This is a genomic window from Stutzerimonas sp. KH-1 (assembly GCF_054483855.1).
Window position 1 is genome coordinate 675254 of the sequence record NZ_CM137011.1, and the last position, 18174, is coordinate 693427.

Below are 18174 nucleotides of genomic sequence, written 5' to 3' on the forward strand. Positions count from 1 at the left end.
TGCCGCCGGTAGCAACTGTGACTGCCGACGCTGCGCGGCGTTCGCACCGCCCCGCGGTATAGAGCGCGCTGGTAGCCAATGCGGCAGAGAGTTGGACCCCTTCTTGCTATAGCCCCGGCAGGGCGCATTTCGCGTCAAGAATTCGTTCTGTATTTCCGGGGTTTCTGTGGATCGCACGCAACTCGTCAATATTCGCAACGGCCTGGCAGGCGCGGGGCGCGGCAATCTCGGCGTACCGCTGCTGTTGCTCGTGATGATGGGCATGATGATGCTGTCGGTGCCGCCGCTCCTCCTGGATCTGCTGTTCACCTTCAACATCGCGCTGTCGATTGTCGTCCTGCTGGTCAGCGTCTATGCGCTGCGGCCGCTGGACTTCGCCGTTTTCCCGACCATCCTGCTGGTCGCGACCCTGATGCGTCTGGCACTTAACGTTGCCTCGACCCGGGTGGTGCTGATCAACGGCCATGAAGGCGGCTCGGCCGCAGGCCATGTGATCGAGGCCTTCGGCAACGTAGTGATCGGCGGCAATTACGTCGTGGGTATCGTCGTCTTCGCGATTCTGATGATCATCAACTTCGTCGTGGTCACCAAGGGCGCCGGGCGCATCTCGGAAGTCAGCGCACGCTTCACCCTCGACGCTATGCCCGGCAAGCAGATGGCGATCGACGCCGACCTCAACGCCGGCCTGATCGACCAGGAAGAAGCCAAGAAGCGCCGCAGCGAGGTTTCCTCGGAGGCCGACTTCTACGGTTCTATGGACGGTGCTTCGAAATTCGTGCGCGGTGATGCCATTGCCGGCCTGCTGATTCTCTTCATCAACCTGATCGGCGGCGTTGGCATAGGCATGGCGCAGCACGGCATGAGCTTCAGTGAGGCAGGCCAGGTCTATGCGTTGCTGACCATTGGTGACGGTCTGGTTGCACAGATTCCTTCCCTTCTGCTGTCCACCGCAGCAGCCATCATGGTGACCCGCGTCACCAGTTCGGAGGATATGGGGCAGCAGGTGCAGCGGCAGATGTTCGCCTCGCCCAAGGCGCTGGCGGTGTCGGCAGCGATCATGATTGCCATGGGGCTGGTTCCGGGCATGCCGCATATGTCCTTCCTCGGCCTTGGTGCCGCGGCTGCAGCGGGTGCCTACTGGATCTGGCACCGCCAGAAGCAGTCCGTCAAGAAGACCGAGCAGGAGGTGCAGAAGCAGCAGGAGATGCTGCCCGCGCAACGAGCCGCCGAAACCAAGGAGCTGGGCTGGGACGACGTGACTCCGGTCGATATGGTCGGCCTGGAGGTCGGTTATCGTCTGATCCCGCTGGTCGATCGTAATCAGGGGGGGCAGCTGCTGGCGCGAATCAAGGGTGTGCGCAAGAAGCTCTCGCAGGACCTGGGTTTTCTCATGCCTTCGGTCCATATCCGCGACAACCTCGACCTGTTGCCCAACGCCTATCGCTTGACGCTGATGGGCGTGAGCCTGGCCGAGGCGGAGGTCTATCCGGATCGCGAGCTGGCGATCAATCCGGGCCAGGTGTTCGGCCCACTCAACGGCATTGCCGCCAAGGATCCGGCATTCGGGCTGGAGGCGGTATGGATCGAGACCAGCCAGCGCGATCAGGCACAGTCGCTGGGTTATACGGTGGTGGATGCCAGCACTGTCGTCGCCACGCACCTCAACCAGGTGTTGTACAAGCATGCGCACGAGCTGCTGGGGCACGAGGAAGTGCAGCAGCTACTGCAGCTGCTGGCCAAGAGCTCGCCCAAGCTCGCCGAGGAGCTGGTGCCTGGCATGGTATCGCTCTCCACGCTGCTCAAGGTCTTGCAGGCGCTGTTGCAGGAGCAGGTTCCCGTGCGCGACATCCGCACCATCGCCGAGGCTATCGCCAATGTGGCCGCCAAGAGTCAAGATCCCGCCGCGATGGTGGCTGCGGTGCGCGTTGCGCTATCCCGCGCAATCGTGCAAAACGTTGTGGGACTAGAGCCGGAGCTGCCTGTGATCACCCTCGAGCCTCGATTGGAACAGATCTTGCTCAATAGCCTGCAGAAGGCTGGGCAGGGCTCCGATGACGGCATCCTGCTGGAGCCGGGAATGGCCGAAAAGTTGCAACGGTCTCTGGTAGAAGCGGCACAGCGTCAAGAAATGCTCGGCAAACCGGCGGTTCTGCTGGTCGCCGGCCCGGTCAGGGCGATGCTGTCGCGGTTCGCAAGGCTGGCAGTGCCGAACATCCATGTTCTGGCCTATCAGGAAATACCGGACAACAAGCAGGTCACCATCGTCTCGACGGTGGGTCAGAATTAACCGAGGGTACAGGCCATGCAGGTCAAACGTTTCTTCGCCGCCGATATGCGCATCGCCATGAAGATGGTGCGTGACGAGCTGGGCGCCGATGCCGTGATCATCGGCAATCGCCGGGTGGCCGGTGGCGTCGAGCTGACGGCCGTACTCGACTACCCGATGCAGTCCGCGCCGGCAGCGACCAAGCCCAATCCTGCGCTGGAAGCTGAGCTGCGCAAGACGCAATCGCGCCTGGCCAGTGCCCATGCCGAACTGAGCGCCACGCCGCGGGCGAAGATGCAGGATCGTCAACTGCTTGACGAGAAGCCGGCCGCCGTGGCGCCGAGCGCTCAGCCCGAGCCGGCTGCCGCGCCATCTGCTGCCGTCGATCCGCGCGCGATCGAGGCGATGTACTCGGAGCTGCACGGTCTGCGTGAGCTGATCGAGGTGCAGCTCGGCTCGATCGCCTGGGGGCAGGAGCAGAGCCGCCGTCCACAGCAGGCCAGCCTCTGGCGCCGGCTCCAGCGCCTCGGCCTGCCGGCCGAACTGTCGCGCAGCCTGCTGGAAAAGGTCGCGACCATCAACGATCCGCGTCAGGCCTGGCGCATGGTGCTGGCCTATATGGCGCAGGCGATCAAGGTCAGCAAGCAGGAGCCGCTGGAAGAGGGTGGAGTGATTGCGCTGGTCGGCCCGGCCGGTGTTGGCAAGACCACCACCCTGGCCAAGCTCGCGGCCCGTTACGTACTCAAGTACGGCGCACAGAACATCGCCGTGGCGAGCATGGACAACTACCGGATCGGCGCGCAGGAGCAGCTCAAGACGCTTGGGCGTATCCTCGACGTACCGGTGCTGCAGATCGACCCGAGCCAGCCATTGAGCAAGACGCTCGCGCCGCTGGCCCGCAAGCGGGTGATCCTGATCGACACCGCCGGCCTGCCGGCCAGCGATCCGACCTTGCGCAAGCAGCTCGAAGCTCTGTCGGATCGCGGTGTGAAATCCAAGAACTATCTGGTGTTGGCGGCGACCAGCCAGAGTCAGGTACTCAAGGCGGCATGGCACAACTATCGTCGCTGCGGCCTGGCGGGTTGTATCCTGACCAAGCTGGACGAGGCAGGCAGCCTCGGCGATGTGCTCGGCCTCACGATCAGCCAGCATTTGCCGATAGCCTACCTCGCCGATGGCCCGCGGATTCCGGATGACCTGCATCTGCCCCGTAGCCACCAGCTGGTCAGCCGTGCGGTAAGCCTGCAATCAGGCGAGGAGCCGAGCGAAGAGGCCATGGCCGACATGTTCGCCGGGTTGTACAACGGCTCGTCACGGCGGGCCGGATGATCAAGCGAGTGCGGTACCAGAATGAACCAGATGCGTGCCATGCGGGCGCATCGCCGGCCGTATGGCCCCAGCAAGATATAGGCGTGTGAACATGGGTATGCATCCCGTACAGGTGATTGCGGTGACCGGCGGCAAGGGTGGCGTCGGCAAGACCAACGTGTCGGTCAATCTGGCGCTGGCGCTGGCCGATCTCGGCCGGCGTGTGGTGTTGCTCGACGCCGATCTGGGTCTGGCCAACGTCGACGTCCTGCTTGGCCTGACCAGCAAGCGAACCCTGGCCGATGTGATCGCCGGTGAGTGCGATCTGCGCGATGTGCTGATTCAGGGCCCCGGCGGCATCCGTATCGTGCCCGCGGCATCCGGGACGCAGAGCATGGTGCAGCTGTCGTCCCTGCAGCATGCCGGTCTGATCCAGGCATTCAGTGAACTGGGCGATGAACTGGACGTGCTGATCATCGATACCGCGGCCGGTATTGGTGATTCGGTGGTCAGCTTCGTGCGTGCCGCGCAGGAAGTGCTGCTGGTCGTGACAGATGAACCCACGTCCATCACCGATGCCTATGCTCTGATCAAGTTGCTCAACCGTGACTACGGCATCAGTCGTTTCCGGGTGTTGGCCAACATGGCGCATGCGCCCCAGGAAGGTCGCAACCTGTTCGCCAAACTGACCAAGGTCACCGAGCGTTTTCTCGATGTGGCGCTGCAGTATGTCGGCGCCGTGCCCTACGACGAGGCCGTACGCAAAGCGGTACAAAAGCAGCGTGCCGTCTATGAAGCCTATCCGCGCTCCAAATGCGCGCTGGCCTTCAAGGCCATTGCGCAGAAGATCGATACCTGGCCGTTGCCCGCTACCCCGCGCGGCCATCTCGAGTTCTTCGTCGAGCGCCTCATCAGTCCCGCTTCAGAAAGCCACGAATGACAGGTGCCGGATCCGCTATGTATTACAGCAAGGCTCAGGCAAAGGATGCTCAATATCGCCTGATCGATCAGTACGCGCCGTTGGTCAAGCGTATCGCTTACCACCTTCTGGCGCGTCTGCCTGCGAGCGTGCAGGTGGACGACCTGATCCAGGCTGGAATGATCGGACTGCTGGAAGCAGCGAAGAAATACGACGCCGGCAAGGGCGCCAGTTTCGAAACCTACGCCGGCATCCGCATCCGCGGCACCATGCTCGACGAGGTGCGCAAGGGCGACTGGGCGCCACGCTCGGTGCATCGCAACTCGCGCATGGTCAGCGAGGCGATCCGCGCCATTGAAGCGAAAACCGGTCGTGACGCTAAAGATCATGAAGTTGCGGCCGAACTTAAGCTTAGTCTCGATGAGTATTACAGCATCCTCGGCGATACCCTCGGCAGCCGACTGTTCAGCTTCGACGACCTGCTGCAGGAAGGCGAGCATGGCGAGCTGCAGGAGGATGCCGGCAGCACGCACCCCGAGCCTTTCCGCGATCTGGAGGACGAACGTTTCCAGTTGGCGCTGGCAGAAGCCATCGCCAACCTGCCGGAGCGCGAGAAGCTGGTGCTGTCGTTGTATTACGACGAAGAGCTGAACTTGAAGGAAATCGGTCAGGTGCTGGGAGTCAGCGAGTCGCGTGTGAGCCAGTTGCATAGCCAGTGTGCGGCGCGCCTGCGTGCGCGCCTCGGTGAATGGCGCGCCAATTGACGATTGTTTGCGGTATGACGTGCTCGGTTTGCTGAGGCATTTTGGGACTTACGGAGGTCGACTTGGACAAGAACATGAAAATCCTCATCGTCGATGACTTCTCGACGATGAGACGAATCATCAAGAACCTCTTGCGTGACCTGGGGTTCACCAACACCGCCGAAGCGGACGATGGCACCACCGCGCTGCCGATGCTCAAGAGCGGCAGCTTCGACTTTCTCGTCACCGACTGGAACATGCCGGGCATGAGCGGTATCGATCTGCTGCGCACCGTGCGTGCCGACGAGCGCCTCAAGCACCTTCCGGTGCTGATGGTCACTGCCGAAGCCAAGCGCGACCAGATCATCGAGGCGGCACAGGCCGGCGTAAACGGCTATGTGGTCAAGCCTTTCACTGCCCAGGTGCTCAAGGAGAAGATCGAGAAGATCTTCGAGCGCGTCAACGGCTGAAGCAGCAACGCCGCGAGGGCACTATGACGCAAGCAGATCAGAGCCTGGCAGAGTTCGAAGCGACTCTGAAGGCCAACGCCCCAAAGTTGATTGAAAGCCTGCAGCAGGGCCGCTTCGATGAAGCGACGCAGATGTTCAATGAACTCAGCCAGGCGCGTAATCACAGCCTCTATCAGGAAGTCGGCAAGCTCACCCGCGAGCTGCACAACGCCATCGTCAAACTCGAGATGGATACCTGTGCCACCGGCGGCGATCCGTCACCGATCACCGACGCGACCGATCGCCTGTCCTATGTGGTGGAGATGACCGAGAAGGCCGCCAACCGCACCATGGATCTGGTGGAGGAATCGGCGCCGCTGGTCAACTACGTTAGCTACGAGGCCCAGAGCCTGACGGCTGACTGGCAGCGATTCATGCGCCGCGAAATGGATGCTGAACAGTTCCGTGGGCTGGTCAAGCGCATCGACCAGTACCTCAAGCGCAGCATGAACGATGGCAGCCAGCTTTCGCAGAACCTCAGCGAAATCATGCTGGCCCAAGATTTCCAGGACCTGACCGGCCAGGTCATCAAGCGTGTCACCCGACTGATCACCGAGCTTGAAAGCAATCTGCTCAATCTCGTCCTGATGGCGGGGCAGGTCGACCGCGTGGCTGGCATCCAGCACGACCGCGATGCCATGCGCGCCGAGCAAGAGAAGAAAAAACAAGAAAAATCGCCTTCCAATGGTGAAGGTCCGCAGATGCATGCCGATATGCGTGAAGACGTCGTTTCCGGCCAGGACGATGTCGATGATCTGCTTTCAAGCCTGGGCTTTTAGGGGAAGTGAATATGAGCTTCGACGCCGATGAAGAAATTCTCCAGGACTTCCTGGTAGAGGCCGGCGAGATTCTCGAATTATTGTCCGAGCAACTCGTGGAGCTGGAAAGCAGCCCCGATGACATGGCGTTGCTCAATGCGATTTTTCGCGGGTTCCATACGGTCAAGGGCGGTGCGGGCTTTCTCCAGCTTCATGAGTTGGTGGAATGCTGCCACATTGCCGAAAACGTCTTCGACATCCTGCGCAAGGGTGAGCGTCGAGTCGATTCCGAACTGATGGACGTCGTTCTGCAGGCGCTCGACGCCGTGAACGCGATGTTCAGCCAGGTCCGTGAACGCGTCGAACCTACTCCTGCCTCGCCGGAACTGCTGGCCGCATTGGCCCGTCTGGCCGAGCCTGCATCCGACGACGAAGCACCTGCCGCCGCAGCGCCCCAGGCGATCGCCGAGCCTGTGAGCGAAGGCGCCGACAGCGATTTCGAGCAGCTACTGGACGCGATCGAACCGCCCGTTGTCGAGCCGCTGGCATCCGCCGATACAGGCACCGTGGCTGACGAAATCACCGATGATGAGTTCGAGTCATTGCTCGATCAGCTGCATGGCAAGGGCAAGTTCGAGCCGGGAACCACCGCAGCGACCACGCCGGCGGCTGCCGCAACAGCCAGTAGTGGGGCAGGCGCAAGCGACGAGATCACCGATGACGAGTTCGAAGCACTGCTCGATCAGCTGCACGGCAAGGGCAAGTTCGAGCCGGCAACCACCGCAGCGACCACGCCGGCGGCTGCCGAGCCTGCAACGGCCAGTAGTGGGGCAGGCGCAAGCGACGAGATCACCGATGACGAGTTCGAAGCGTTGCTCGATCAGCTGCATGGCAAAGGCAAGTTCGAACCCCCAGTCGTCAGCGCCAGCCCGGCCGGTGTCAGCGAATCCGCCGCTGCTGCATCGGTAGAAAAGGCGCCGACCAAACCGACTCCCGCGAAGGCTGAGCCGGCTCGTCCGGCTGCTGCCAAACCAGCGGCTGCCGCAGCGAGCAAGCCCGCCGCGCCAGCCGCGGCCGAGAAGGCTCCGGCTGAGGCCGAGACCACGGTGCGCGTCGATACCGCGCGGCTGGACGAGATCATGAACATGGTCGGCGAGCTGGTGCTGGTGCGTAACCGTCTGGTGCGCCTGGGCTCCAATAGCGGCGACGAGGCAATGGCCAAGGCCGTTTCCAACCTCGATGTGGTCACCGCCGACCTGCAGAGCGCGGTGATGAAGACCCGCATGCAGCCGATCAAGAAGGTGTTCGGCCGTTTCCCGCGGCTTGTACGCGATCTGGCGCGCAGCCTGAAGAAAGAGATCAACCTGGAACTGGTGGGCGAAGAAACCGACCTCGACAAGAACCTCGTCGAAGCCCTGGCCGACCCGCTGGTGCACCTGGTGCGCAATGCCGTCGACCATGGCATCGAGATGCCCGAGGAGCGCGAGGCGGCCGGCAAACCGCGTACCGGCCGTGTGGTGCTGTCGGCCGAGCAGGAAGGCGACCACATCCTGCTGATCATCAGCGATGACGGCAAGGGCATGGACGCCAACGTCCTGCGCGCCAAGGCCGTCGAGAAAGGCATGCTGGAGAAGGATGCCGCCGATCGCCTGAGCGATCTGGAGTGCTACAACCTGATCTTCGCGCCGGGCTTCTCGACCAAGACCGAGATTTCCGACGTGTCCGGTCGTGGCGTCGGCATGGATGTGGTCAAGACCAAGATTTCCCAGCTCAACGGTACGGTGAACGTGTTCTCCACCAAGGGACAGGGCTCGAAGGTGGTGATCAAGGTGCCGCTGACTCTGGCGATCATGCCGACCCTGATGGTCATGCTCGGCAGCCAGGCTTTCGCCTTCCCGCTGGTCAACGTCAACGAAATCTTCCACCTGGACCTGTCGCGGACCAATGTCGTCGATGGCCAGGAAGTGGTGATCGTGCGCGACAAGGCGCTGCCGCTGTTCTACCTCAAGCGTTGGCTGGTTCACGATGCTGCTCAGGAAGAGCAGCGCGAAGGTCATGTGGTGATTCTCAGCGTCGGCAACCAGAGCATCGGCTTCGTCGTCGATCAACTGGTTGGGCAGGAGGAGGTGGTCATCAAGCCGCTGGGCAAGATGCTGCAGGGTACGCCCGGCATGTCCGGCGCGACCATCACCGGTGATGGTCGCATCGCTCTGATTCTCGACGTTCCCAGCATGCTCAAGCGCTACGCACGCAGGATTTGATTCGGTCAGGCAGCGCCGTTCCGGGAGGGGCGCGCTGCCGCTAGGAGTGATGTATGGCAGTCAAGGTCCTGGTCGTCGACGATTCCGGTTTCTTTCGCCGGCGTGTCTCGGAAATCCTTTCCTCTGATCCCAATATTCAAGTCGTCGGCACCGCTACCAACGGGCGCGAGGCGATCGACCAGGTGCTGGCGCTGAAACCGGACGTCATCACCATGGATTACGAGATGCCGATGATGGACGGCATCACTGCGGTGCGGCAGATCATGCAGCGCTGTCCGACGCCGGTGTTGATGTTCTCCTCGCTGACGCACGAAGGTGCGCGGGTCACTCTCGATGCGCTCGACGCCGGTGCCGTCGACTACCTGCCGAAGAATTTCGAGGACATCTCGCGCAACCCGGACAAGGTCAAGCAGCTGCTGTGCGAGAAGGTGCACACCGTTTCGCGCAGCAACCGACGCTACAGCACTTTCTGCAGTTCCAGCGTCAGCGCCCCGGCACCCTCTGTCCGCGGAACACCCGCCGCATTGGCCACTGCCCGTAGCACCGGTGCTGGCGCGACCCCGGCAGCACCCGCGCGTGCGCCGGCGCCCAAGCGCAAGGCCTACAAGCTGGTGGCCATCGGTACCTCGACCGGCGGCCCGGTGGCGCTGCAGCGGGTGCTGACTCAACTGCCTGCCAATTTCCCGGCACCCATCGTGCTTATTCAGCACATGCCTGCGGCGTTCACCAAGGCATTCGCCGACCGCCTGGACAAGCTCTGCCGCATTCGCGTCAAGGAGGCGGAGGATGGTGATGTGCTGCGACCCGGCCTGGCGCTGCTCGCGCCCGGCGGCAAGCAGATGATGATCGACGGGCGCGGCGCGGTGCGCATTCTGCCCGGCGACGATCGCCTCAACTACAAGCCCTGTGTCGATGTCACCTTCGGTTCGGCGGCCAAGTCGTTTCACGACAAGGTGCTTGCAGTGGTGCTCACCGGTATGGGTGCCGATGGCCGCGAGGGCGCGCGGCTGCTCAAGCAGAGCGGCAGTCAGGTATGGGCTCAGGACGAGGCCAGTTGCGTGATCTACGGAATGCCGATGGCGGTGGTCAAAGCCAATCTCAGTGACGCTGTTTATGGGTTGGACGACATCGGGCGCAATCTGGCCGAGGCCTGCATCTGATGAAGGCTGGCCGCTGATGGATGTTCTCAGCCTCATCGGGTTGCTGCTGGCGTTCGTCGCCATCGTCGGCGGCAACTTTCTCGAGGGTGGCCACATATCGGCGCTGCTCAACGGACCTGCCGCGTTGATCGTGCTGGGCGGCACGCTCGGTGCGGTACTGCTGCAAACACCCATCGCGGTGTTCATGCGTGCCATGAGCATCGGTCGCTGGATCTTCTTTCCGCCGCGCATCGATCTGGCTCGCGGTATCGCCATGGTCACCGCCTGGAGCAATACGGCACGCAAGGAAGGCCTGCTCGGCCTCGAGCCGGTTGCCGAGACTGAACCCGATCCCTACGCACGCAAGGGGCTGCAGCTGCTGGTCGATGGCGCCGAGCCGGAAGTCATCCGCAGCATTCTCGAAGTTGACCTCTACACCCAGGAAGGCCGCGATCTTCGGGCCGCCAAGGTCTACGAGAGCATGGGTGGCTACTCTCCGACCATTGGCATCATCGGTGCGGTGATGGGGCTGATCCACGTAATGGGCAATCTGGCCGATCCTAGCCAGCTCGGCAGCGGCATCGCCGTGGCCTTCGTCGCGACGATCTATGGGGTCGCCTTCGCCAACCTGCTGGTCCTGCCAGTGGGCAACAAGCTGAAGAGTGTCGTTCAGCGCCAGACGGCCTATCGCGAGATGCTGCTCGAAGGTGTGCTATCCATCGCCGAAGGCGAAAATCCACGCTCCATCGAGATGAAGCTGCAAGGCTTCATGGACTGATCGCCATGGCCAGACGCAGAGCGCCGGAAGAGCACGAGAATCACGAGCGTTGGCTGGTTTCGTACGCCGATTTCATCACGCTGCTGTTCGCCTTCTTCGTGGTGATGTACTCGATTTCCTCGATTAACGAGGGCAAGTACAAGATTCTCTCCGACTCGCTGGTCGGCGTGTTCAACCAGGTCGATCGGGCCGTGAAACCAATCCCGATTGGTGACGAGCGGCCGCGGACCACCGAGTCGGATGTTTCGCAGGTGCAGGACCTTTCCGGCCCGTCTTCGACATCCGGAGCGCCGACGTTCGATCCGCTGGAGCGTATCGCGCAAAGCATGCGCGAGACCTTCGGTGAACTGATTGCCAACGAGCAGCTGACCATTCGCGGCAATGAGCTGTGGATCGAGATCGAGCTCAACTCCAGTCTGCTGTTTCCCAGCGGTGACGCGTTGCCCAATGATCAGGCGTTCCAGTTGATCGACAAGGTCGCGGCCATCCTGGCGCCTTACGACAATCCCATCCATGTCGAAGGCTTTACCGACAATCTGCCCATCAGCACGAGCCAGTTCCCGACCAACTGGGAGCTGTCCGCAGCGCGAGCCGGCAGCGTCGTACGCATGCTCGCCGCGCAAGGAGTCGCCCCGTCCCGGCTTGCGGCCGTAGGCTACGGCGAGTTTCAGCCGGTGGCTGACAATTCGACGGCCGAGGGGCGCGCGCGTAACCGACGGGTGATCCTCGTGGTATCGCGCAATCTGGATGTGCGCCGCAGCGTTTCCGGCGTCGGTAGCGGAAACGCCAGGCCCGAGGCACTGCGTCGGGCTGGCACACAATCTGCACCTGCAGCAGCCATGTGAGCGCCTGAGGGTGCAATCGTCAAAACACCGTCGCCCCGCCGTTTCAGGTGGGAACTGCCGGTCAGCTTCGCCGGGTGGGGAACCATGAGAGTCTGGGCTGTTGCCAATCAAAAGGGTGGGGTGGGCAAAACCACCACGTCGATCGCGCTGGCGGGCTTGCTGGCCGACTCCGGTAAGCGTGTCGTGGTGCTGGACCTGGATCCGCACGGGTCGATGACCAGCTATTTTGGTCACGATCCGGACAACCTGGAGCACAGCGTCTTCGACCTGTTCCAGCACCAGGGTACCGTGCCAGAAGGTCTGCCCTGGCAGCTTCTACTCTCCACCAGTCATGAGCGAATCTCGTTGATGCCGTCGAGCACGGTGCTCGCGACGCTGGAGCGTCAGTCGCCAGGGCAGAACGGTCTGGGTCTGGTGATCGCCAAGAGTCTGTCGCAGCTCTGGCAGGACTTCGATTATGCGGTCATCGACAGCCCGCCGCTGCTCGGCGTGCTGATGGTCAATGCGCTTGCTGCCAGCCAGCAACTGGTGATCCCGGTACAAACCGAGTTCCTCGCGATGAAGGGCCTCGAGCGCATGGTCAGCACGCTGTCGATGATCAACCGCTCGCGCAAGCAGGCGCTGCCGTACACCATCGTGCCGACGCTGTTCGACCGTCGTACCCAGGCCTCGATGAACACGCTCAAGGTCTTGCGTGCCGGCTACGCCGACCATCTCTGGCCGGCTTTCATTCCAATCGATACGCGGCTGCGCGACGCCAGTCGTGCCGGTCTGACACCTTCGCAGTTCGATCCCGCCAGCCGCGCCGTTCTTGCCTATCGTGCCTTGCTGAAGCACCTGCTGGCGCTGCAACCGTCGCCGCAGGTGGCTTGACAAAAGGGACAACCGCTCGGCGCTTGGCGCCTCAAGTTTGTTGCGTCGGCAGCCGATAGCCTGTTCAGCTTCTCCTTACGAGTCTTTCCATGAGTCGCACCGTCCTTACCGAAACCCGATCCCAGCAAGCGCTGCAGTCTTATCTCGACGGGCTGCTGCAGGATGCGGCCATCGAACTGGCGGACTCGGTCAGTCAGGACGAATTCCAGGCTGCCGTGCTCGAGGAACAGCTGCGCGATGCGCGAATCAGCCAGCCGCCGCGCCTGGAGATCGTACAGCCCACGCCGCCCGCGCCAGTGCATGCCGCAGCGCCAATCATTGCCTTGGCGGCCGCTTCGCAGCCTGTCGATGAACCGACAGCTATCGTTGCTGATCGGCATCCGGGCTGGGGCGACGAGCCCTTCGAGTGTCTGCTGTTCGATGTCGCCGGGCTGACGCTGGCGGTGCCACTGGTCTGCCTGGGGTCCATCTACCCGCTGGCGGGACAGGAGCTTACGCCGCTGTTCGGCCAGCCCGACTGGTTTCTTGGCATACTGCGGAGCCAGGCGGGCAATCTGAAGGTGCTGGACACCGCGCGCTGGGTGATGCCTGATCGCTATCGCGACGATTTTCGCCAAGGCCTGCAGTACGTGATTTCGGTGCAGGGTTATGAATGGGGGCTGGCGGTACATCAGGTCAGCCGGTCGATCCGTCTCGACCCCAGCGAAGTGAAGTGGCGTACACAGCGCAGCCAGCGCCCTTGGTTGGCCGGTACGGTTATCGAACACATGTGTGCGCTGGTCGATGTCACGGCTCTGGCCGAGCTGATCGCCAGTGGCGCGGTCAAGCAGATGCAGGACACGGCAAAGCCGCACAAGCGCTGAAGAATGAATGACGGTCGCACGCGGTGTGCGGCCTGGCGATAGAATCGACCGCCGCGAGCGGTAATTGAAGAAGGTGGGATTATGAAGATGACGTCTGCGCAGGGCTCCGAAGATCCTGTTCTGCAATGGGTAACCTTCCGTCTGGATAACGAGACGTACGGCATCAACGTGATGCAGGTTCAGGAAGTGTTGCGCTACACCGAGATTGCGCCGGTACCCGGGGCGCCGAGCTACGTGCTGGGCATCATCAACCTGCGAGGCAACGTGGTCACGGTAATCGATACGCGCCAGCGATTCGGTCTGGCCCCGGCCCCGGTTTCGGACAACACCCGTATCGTGATCATCGAAGCGGATCGGCAGGTGATCGGCATCATGGTCGACAGCGTCGCCGAGGTGGTTTACCTGCGTCAGTCGGAAATCGAAACCGCCCCCAACGTCGGCAACGATGAATCGGCCAAGTTCATTCAGGGCGTGTGCAACAAGAACGGCGAGCTGCTGATTCTGGTCGAACTCGACAAGATGATGAGCGAAGAAGAGTGGGCCGAGCTTGAGAGCATCTGATACATGCTGATCGCGTCGCTGGTCGCATCGCTGATCGCGCTGGCATTCTGCTGTCTGGGCCTGCTGGGGTTCTGCCTTTGGCTGCTCAAGCGACAGCGGTTGCTGGCTGAGCAGCAGCGCCAGCGTGACGCGGCGCGGGACAAGCGCATCAAGGAACTGAGCAATCGTCTGGATGCCTATCTCGAAGGCAACATGCGTATTGGCGACGAGCTGCGTGAGCTGGCGCGCGTCGTTGCGCCGTTGCCGGACAAGCTCAACCAGCTGGAACTGCGTGATCCCAACAATTTTTCCTTCTCTCAGGCCGCCAAGCTGGTCGGCATGGGGGCAAGCATCGATGATCTCACCCAATCCTGCGGTCTCTCCCAGTCCGAGGCCGAGCTGATGAGTAAGCTGCATCAGGCGCGTCAAAAACCCTGAGCCGGCGCACATCGCCCATCGGTTCCTCCCAGGTGATCGGAACCTCCTCCAGCCACTGCATTCCAACTCGTATCGGCCTGGTCCGACCAGGCAGGGTACGGTTCCGTTTTTCGGAACGAGGAGGGCGGTGATGCGCTGCGTGCTCGTTTTTCTATTGTTGATGGCCTCCCTGGGCACGGTTCACGCCGTTGAAGCACCGGACGAGGTGGATGGCGCCATGACCATCAATGTCTTCCAGGCCAAGCGCTTGCACGAACTGGGTGCGGTGTTCATCGACGTGCGCTCGGACCGCGAGTGGCTATGGGGACATGTGGAGGGGGCGGTGCACTTCGATCTGGCCAGCGATTTCGTTAGCCTGGCAGGCGCCGAATGGCCGCGGGAGCTGCCACTGGTCATCTACTGCGACAGTGAGATCTGCCCCCGCAGTGCGGAAGCCGCACGCATGGCCGTCGCCTGGGGCTATCAGCGTGTGTTCTATTTTCGAGCCGGCTACTTTGCCTGGCAGCTGCACGACCTGCCTCAGGTGACCGGCGAGGACCGAGCAGCCGTTGTGCTCAACGCCCAGGCCCACTGAGCAGTGGCGGCGTCTGGGTCGTGTCATTGAAAGGTTCGCGGAAACCAGGTGGGCACTTGCCCTTCAGGTACCAGGCGAAGGCGATGATCTCGGCGATGGTGCGATAGAGCGCCTCGGGGATTTCGTCGCCCAGTTCCAGTTTCGCAAGCAGGCGCACCAGATCGGCGTTTTCGTAGATCGGTACCTCATGTTCGCGCGCGATGGCCAGAATGGCCTCGGCCAGTTCATCGTCGCCCTTGGCCGTAAGGCTCGGGGCGTTGATGCCATCGTAGCTGAGCGCTATGGCCTGGCGCGGCGGTTGCTTGTCGGTCATGCGGTTTCATCCACGAAGCGTTGTTCGAGTGTGGTGCTTGGCCCTTGCGGCGGCACGCCCTGACGGCAGGTCAGCTCGCCCACGCTCAATCCCGCGGCTTGCAAGCGTTCACGCAAGTGCGTGAGTTCGGTAGCGATCAGCTGTGCGGTGGCGCTGCGTTCGGCCCAGAGCTGGCTCGCCAGGGTGCCGCGCATCAGCTGTGCCTGGACCTGCAGCGGGCCCAGCGGCGCGATATCGAATGCCAGTTCGATCTTCCAAACTGCCTCGCCGCGTTCTTTCTCCTGCCGTCTTGGCGGGTCTTCACGCTGCAGCTTGATTTGCAACGGCACGAAGTCCCGACCGTCCCGCATCGGCAGTTCCAGTTGCCACGTCGTGAGCAGGGCACCGTCTGGTCCGACCTGTGTTTGCGCCAGGCTGGAAAGCTGGTGCGTTTGCAGTCTCGAGACTGCTGCCGCGGCAAGCTTGAGCAGCAGTTCCAGGTCGGCTTCCTCTTCCATGCCCGGTGGAAGCTTGCTGGGTAGGGGGAAGCCGATCGCGAGCTGGCGGGTGCTGCCTTGGGTCAATGCGCCCAGGGCCTGGCGTGCGAACGCCGGCAGCACATGTCCCATGGCGGCGCCGGCTTGGGCTCCAGTCAGCGGTGTGCTGCCAGGGAGGCTCGGCATCTGCGCAAGCAGACGCAGCAGGGCAGCTTTGAGATCTCCCTGCAGGCCCTCGGTTTGTCCCGCCAGCAGTCGCGCCTCGAGAAAGACGCCACTCTTGGCCAGTGCCGCAGCCAGCGCCTTGGCATCGGTCAGCTGCTGCATGTCGGGAACCTGGCCAAGCAAGGCTTCGGCCGCGCCCTTCAGGCCGCCGGGCAGCGTGCCCGAGGCGCCTTGCAGCGCCTTGAACAAACCTTCGAGCGAAGCCTGGCGCTGCTGCTGCGCGCTGAGCTGCTCGCCTAGATGCAGCTGATCGAGCCGGCCACTCAACGGCAAGAAGCTCAACGCCTGACTCCCCTTTACCTGAGCTGTCAGAAGGCTGCCTAGCGCCAGCGGGGTGCTCGATTCGATGTTCAGCTTCTGGCCGCTGAGTGGTGAGTTGAGCAAGCTGATCACCACCTTGGACAGCTTCTGTCCGTCGTCCAGCCGATGTTCGCTGCTGGCGACGACACGGCCCTGGATCACACTGCCGACCGGCAACTGCTCGAGATCGAGCGCGGAGGCGGGTTGCCGTCCGGCTGCCTGTTGCGACGCCAGCAGGCGTGTGTCGGAGAGCGCGGTGATGACATAGGCCGCGCCGAGAGCTGGCGCCTTGTTGCTACTGACCTCGACAGTGGCCTGGCGTCCCCCGGTCATGGTCAGACGCAGCACCAGGCGAAAGGCCTGCGCTGCCTCCCTGATGCCGACCACCTCTGCCTCGGCCTGCTCGCCGGCTGCCAGCAGACCCTGCATCGGTTGCAGAAGCTTCAGTGCGAGCTCGCTGGAGGCTGCGCTCTGGCGTGGCATGCCGGCCTGGGGCAGAGCGGTGGTACTCTTGATCTCGGTCATCTTTCCTCAAATGCTCTTACAACCTTTCGTGCTTGCGGCCTTTGGCACTCAAGGTTGCCATGTATAATTCCGCCCGCCTGGCCTACCCGCCTGAGTATAGCGGCCAGGCCTTTTTCATCTTGAGGTGTCGCCAGCGTGTCAACTCCCTTCCTCGAAGCTGTGGCGCTCGCCTGCGAGCGGGACTGGCGGCTGTTGTTCGACAAGCTCGATCTGCGCCTCGAGAACGGCGAAATGCTGCAGATTTCCGGCCCCAACGGTAGCGGCAAGACCAGCCTGCTGCGCCTGCTGTCCGGCCTCATGCAGCCCACCGCCGGCGAGGTCAGACTCAAGGGGCTGCCACTCGACGCGCAACGTGGCGAGCTGGCCCGCAACCTGTTGTGGATCGGGCACGCTGCCGGCATCAAGGGCCTACTTACCGCAGAAGAAAACCTGACCTGGCTGTGTGCGCTGCATCAACCGGCAAGTCGCGAAGCGATCTGGCAGGCGCTTGCTGCCGTAGGACTGCGCGGTTTCGAAGACGTGCCCTGCCACACCCTTTCGGCGGGGCAGCAGCGTCGTGTCGGGCTTGCGCGACTCTACCTTTCCCCGCCGCCGCTGTGGATTCTCGACGAGCCGTTCACGGCGCTCGACAAGCATGGTGTGGCGCAACTGGAGCGACACCTGGCGGCCCATTGCGAGCAGGGCGGACTGGTCGTGCTGACCACTCACCACAGTCTCACCGAGATGCCTGCCGGCTACCGTGAACTGGATCTGGGGCAGCGAGCCGCATGAGCAGCGTCTTCACGCTTCTGCTGGCTCGCGAGGCGCGCCTGCTGTTTCGTCGTCCGGCCGAACTGGCCAATCCTCTGGTGTTCTTCGCAATCGTCATCGCGCTGTTTCCGCTGGCGGTCGGGCCCGAGACGCAACTGTTGCAAACGATTTCTCCGGGGCTGGTCTGGGTCGCCGCGCTTCTGGCCGTGCTGCTCTCGCTGGACGGCCTTTTTCGCAGTGACTTCGAGGATGGCTCGCTCGAGCAGTGGGTCGTTTCGCCGCACCCGCTTGCGCTTCTGGTGCTCGCCAAGGTGCTGGCACACTGGGCGTTTTCCGGTCTGGCGCTGGTCCTGCTGGCACCCTTGCTGGGGCTGATGCTGGGATTGCCGCTCGACACCATGCCGGTACTGTTGATCTCGCTGCTACTGGGTACGCCCATTCTCAGCCTGCTCGGCGCGGTCGGTGCGGCCCTGACGGTGGGGCTCAAAAGAGGCGGGTTGCTGCTTGCTCTGCTCATTCTGCCGCTCTACATCCCTGTGCTGATTCTGGGCAGCGGTGCGTTGCAGGCCGCTTTGCAGGGGCTTCCGGCGGTCGGGCACCTGCTGTGGCTGGCCAGTCTGACCGCGTTGGCGGTTACTCTTACACCCTTTGCGATAGCCGCCGGGCTGAAGATCAGCGTTGGCGAGTAGCGGTACACCTGATGGCCGGCGCCTGTGCCCGGTCGACATAGCGAATGTCGAGGCCTGAGTTCAGGCACTCGCGCAACGACGA

At 62.7% G+C, this 18174-nt stretch carries 19 protein-coding genes; 17 read left to right on the forward strand and 2 right to left on the reverse strand.

Translation table 11 applies throughout. The features are described 5' to 3' along the window. The first annotated feature begins 166 nt into the window (after window positions 1-166). From flhA to ACX1DW_RS03435, 15 genes are all read left to right on the forward strand, one after another. Entirely contained in the window at window positions 167-2287 is a 2121-nt protein-coding gene (gene flhA, locus ACX1DW_RS03365) for a flagellar biosynthesis protein FlhA (RefSeq protein ID WP_063539845.1), read from the forward strand. A gap of 15 nt (window positions 2288-2302) precedes the next feature. Next, window positions 2303-3595, forward strand: a complete 1293-nt coding sequence (gene flhF, locus ACX1DW_RS03370; RefSeq protein WP_458992778.1) for a flagellar biosynthesis protein FlhF — start codon at window positions 2303-2305, stop codon at window positions 3593-3595. A gap of 91 nt (window positions 3596-3686) precedes the next feature. Then, entirely contained in the window at window positions 3687-4514 is an 828-nt protein-coding gene (fleN, locus tag ACX1DW_RS03375; RefSeq protein WP_063539843.1) for a flagellar synthesis regulator FleN, read from the forward strand. Window positions 4515-4531: 17 nt separating this feature from the next. After that, window positions 4532-5257 carry an RNA polymerase sigma factor FliA gene (fliA, locus tag ACX1DW_RS03380; RefSeq protein ID WP_102840202.1) on the forward strand — a complete coding sequence of 242 codons (726 nt, stop codon included), beginning with the start codon at window positions 4532-4534 and terminating at the stop codon, window positions 5255-5257. Between the two features lie 74 nt (window positions 5258-5331). Beyond that, window positions 5332-5706 carry a chemotaxis response regulator CheY gene (locus tag ACX1DW_RS03385; protein ID WP_011913679.1) on the forward strand — a complete coding sequence of 125 codons (375 nt, stop codon included), beginning with the start codon at window positions 5332-5334 and terminating at the stop codon, window positions 5704-5706. 23 nt (window positions 5707-5729) lie between these two features. After that, window positions 5730-6524 carry a protein phosphatase CheZ gene (locus tag ACX1DW_RS03390; RefSeq protein ID WP_063539841.1) on the forward strand — a complete coding sequence of 265 codons (795 nt, stop codon included), beginning with the start codon at window positions 5730-5732 and terminating at the stop codon, window positions 6522-6524. Between the two features lie 11 nt (window positions 6525-6535). After that, window positions 6536-8764, forward strand: a complete 2229-nt coding sequence (locus ACX1DW_RS03395) for a chemotaxis protein CheA (RefSeq protein ID WP_458992779.1) — start codon at window positions 6536-6538, stop codon at window positions 8762-8764. Between the two features lie 53 nt (window positions 8765-8817). Beyond that, on the forward strand, window positions 8818-9924 hold the full coding sequence (locus ACX1DW_RS03400) for a protein-glutamate methylesterase/protein-glutamine glutaminase (protein ID WP_102840205.1): 1107 nt from the start codon (window positions 8818-8820) through the stop codon (window positions 9922-9924). Between the two features lie 16 nt (window positions 9925-9940). Then, a complete protein-coding gene (locus tag ACX1DW_RS03405; RefSeq protein WP_063539838.1) occupies window positions 9941-10681 on the forward strand; it encodes a flagellar motor protein in 741 nt (246 codons plus the stop codon). Window positions 10682-10686: 5 nt separating this feature from the next. Next, window positions 10687-11526: a flagellar motor protein MotD gene (gene motD, locus ACX1DW_RS03410; RefSeq protein ID WP_133456693.1), complete on the forward strand. Its 840-nt coding sequence runs from the start codon at window positions 10687-10689 to the stop codon at window positions 11524-11526. A gap of 84 nt (window positions 11527-11610) precedes the next feature. Then, window positions 11611-12399 carry a ParA family protein gene (locus ACX1DW_RS03415; protein WP_063539836.1) on the forward strand — a complete coding sequence of 263 codons (789 nt, stop codon included), beginning with the start codon at window positions 11611-11613 and terminating at the stop codon, window positions 12397-12399. Between the two features lie 89 nt (window positions 12400-12488). Then, complete coding sequence (locus ACX1DW_RS03420; protein ID WP_458992780.1) at window positions 12489-13262, forward strand: CheW domain-containing protein; 774 nt, start codon at window positions 12489-12491, stop codon at window positions 13260-13262. A gap of 81 nt (window positions 13263-13343) precedes the next feature. Continuing rightward, a complete protein-coding gene (locus ACX1DW_RS03425) occupies window positions 13344-13823 on the forward strand; it encodes a chemotaxis protein CheW (RefSeq protein WP_063539834.1) in 480 nt (159 codons plus the stop codon). A gap of 3 nt (window positions 13824-13826) precedes the next feature. Next, a complete protein-coding gene (locus ACX1DW_RS03430; protein WP_063539833.1) occupies window positions 13827-14240 on the forward strand; it encodes a DUF2802 domain-containing protein in 414 nt (137 codons plus the stop codon). A 130-nt stretch (window positions 14241-14370) separates the two neighbouring features. Beyond that, entirely contained in the window at window positions 14371-14814 is a 444-nt protein-coding gene (locus ACX1DW_RS03435; protein WP_110776525.1) for a rhodanese-like domain-containing protein, read from the forward strand. Here the strand turns inward: ACX1DW_RS03435 and ACX1DW_RS03440 are convergent. After that, window positions 14795-15127 carry an EscU/YscU/HrcU family type III secretion system export apparatus switch protein gene (locus ACX1DW_RS03440; protein ID WP_200629760.1) on the reverse strand — a complete coding sequence of 111 codons (333 nt, stop codon included), beginning with the start codon at window positions 15125-15127 and terminating at the stop codon, window positions 14795-14797. The two genes, ACX1DW_RS03435 and ACX1DW_RS03440, sit on opposite strands and share 20 nt — an antisense overlap. Continuing rightward, complete coding sequence (gene fliK / locus ACX1DW_RS03445) at window positions 15124-16653, reverse strand: flagellar hook-length control protein FliK (protein WP_458992781.1); 1530 nt, start codon at window positions 16651-16653, stop codon at window positions 15124-15126. The genes ACX1DW_RS03440 and fliK overlap by 4 nt, the downstream gene beginning before the upstream one ends. A 135-nt stretch (window positions 16654-16788) precedes the next feature. Between fliK and ccmA the strand changes: the two genes are divergently transcribed. Then, entirely contained in the window at window positions 16789-17424 is a 636-nt protein-coding gene (ccmA, locus tag ACX1DW_RS03450; protein ID WP_063539829.1) for a cytochrome c biogenesis heme-transporting ATPase CcmA, read from the forward strand. Continuing rightward, window positions 17421-18092, forward strand: coding sequence for a heme exporter protein CcmB (ccmB, locus tag ACX1DW_RS03455; RefSeq protein WP_063539828.1), 672 nt, complete (start codon window positions 17421-17423; stop codon window positions 18090-18092). Before ccmA ends, ccmB begins: the two co-directional genes overlap by 4 nt. The last annotated feature ends 82 nt before the right edge of the window (window positions 18093-18174 follow it).